Raw genomic sequence first — 2,243 nt, forward strand, 5'->3', positions numbered from 1 at the left:
TAAAGGGTATCGTTGCCATCACCAGCACCGATAGTATCATTACCGGCTTCACCGTAAAGGATATCATCGCCGCCATTGGAATGTATCGTATCGTCGCCAGCTCCGCCGTGAATTTCATCGTTAGCATTTGCACCTATAATGGTATCGTTGATATCGGTTCCTTTAAACATAGTCTGTGTTTCAAAATCATGAATAGATAGTTTAGTTCCATCTGCGAATTCGAATTTTTCTATAGTTCCGCTGTAATAACCGGTCCCACCCCACGAATAAGCGTCTTTTATCGTTATTTTATCTTCTGTTCCTTTAATGGAAATTTCAAGGTCATTGATATTGTTCTCAGCTCTTTTAACGATTAGATCTTTTAGGCTAATCCCCTCTTTAAATTTGATCGTATCGTTGTCACCGTGGTTATCATAGATGGTATCCGCTCCGTCGCCTCTGCCGAATACATAGGTATCGTCACGAGCGCCGCCTTCTAATCTATCGTTACCGGCTCCGCCTATTAGGATATCGTTATTCTCTTCTCCGTAAAGAGTATCGTCACCATTGCCGCCGTAAAGGGTATCGTTGCCATATCCGCCGTATAGTTTATCGTCACCATTGCCGCCGTAAAGGGTATCGTTGCCATCACCAGCACCGATAGTATCATTACCGGCTTCACCGTGAATTTCGTCATCTATATTGGTTCCGTTTATAACATCATCGCCGTCGGTACCTCTTAGGCTTAAGGCCCGTATCTCGCCTATACCCATCGTTTCGCCATTATCGAATAGGAAATTTTCTATAAAATAGCTCGCATTACTCGCGTTGTATCGCAGCAAAATAGAATCCGTCTCGCTATTTTTAAATGAAATTCTTATATCATCGCCGGCGCGTCTCACCACGATATCATCTTTGCTTATACCTGCTCCAAATTTAATCGTATCAGATCCGCCACCATCCAGTATCGTATCGGCTCCGTCGCCTGGATTGTAGATATACGTATCGTCGCCCGCGCCGCCTTCTAGATAATCATCGCCTTTGCCGCCTACCAAAACATCGTCTCCGATACCCGCATAAACTTTATCGTTTCCGCCTCCAGCGTCTATATAGTCGTTTTGTGAGGTTCCGCTTATGGAGTTTTCTCCGTCGTCGCCTTTTAAAATTTTATCTGCTAAAACTTCGTAGATCGCAGGATTTTCCACGCCCAGAGCGGTTAAGTTTTTGCTTAACGCTAGAGCCAAATTCGGCTTATAGGCACTGGCGTCTTTTGCCAGCTTTTTTAAATTTACCATCTCTTCATATTTTTTATCGGCATAGAGTTCCTTCATTTTGTTTTTAAAAGCGCTAAAATCATAATCCAGCTTTTGAGTTCCGTTATCTAGCACCATATATTCGGTATCCAGCACATTTTTATAAGTTGTTTGAAGCTCGATCTGAGCGTATACGTAATCTTCGAATCTTTGATATAGCTCGTGCAGGTAGCTTGATACTGTAGAATTCGGATGTCTTCCTTGGTATACGTGGACAAATTCCTCTCCGCTTAATGCCTCATAGACATTTAACTCCCTTGCATCGCTCATCGCGCCTCTGCCGCTAGTAGGATTATTTTCTACTCCCGCCCATTTATAAATCAGAGATTTTATCGCGGCTTTTCTATCTTTAGGCGACAAGCTTATATAATTTTGCAGTGCGGTTTTAAGAGCTGCGTTTAGGCTCATCGCAGAGTGTAGATCATACATATTACCCATTGCCGACACATTAGGTAGGTTTAAAATTTCAGGAGCGATCTGCACATTAGGCGCTCTTGAGTCGCTTGGATCGACTTTAAAATTTACGTCGGCTATCTCTGCGGTTTTGCCGTCTTTAAAAGTAACTTTTGAGACCTCTTTTATTATATTTTCCGCATTTTGTAAATTTTTATTTTCGTAATTCAGATCGATAGATTTGATCTGTGAATCTTTTATATTGCTAAGCTCGTCTTTGCTTGAGATCGCATCCGAGTTTTTATCCTGCCATAAAAGAAGCTTGCTCCAAATTTCATCTTTTTCATCGATCGTTCCATCTTTATTGGAATCATATTTTTTAAGCTCCTCAAAACCGTTCATAGAAGATCCGTCTCCGAAAAGCTCGCTCGCGTTGTCTATCACGCCGTTGCCGTTTTTATCAAGTGCTAAAAACGCTTCGTTCTTACCTATCCAGCCGGTAGCTTCGGCAAAACCGTTTAGATCGTGATCGAAATTTATGGCTCCGTTCATCTTTAT

The 2,243-nt window shown here is 42.1% G+C and carries 1 protein-coding gene; it reads right to left on the bottom strand.

Annotation, left to right across the window (positions count from 1 at the left end; all coding sequences use genetic code 11):
• On the bottom strand, positions 1 to 2,243 hold a 2,243-nt coding region (locus Q0101_RS10155), incomplete at both ends, for a calcium-binding protein (protein ID WP_297945168.1).

Origin of the sequence: uncultured Campylobacter sp. (assembly GCF_937921625.1) — a bacterium.
In the GTDB taxonomy this organism is placed as follows: Bacteria; Campylobacterota; Campylobacteria; order Campylobacterales; family Campylobacteraceae; genus Campylobacter_B.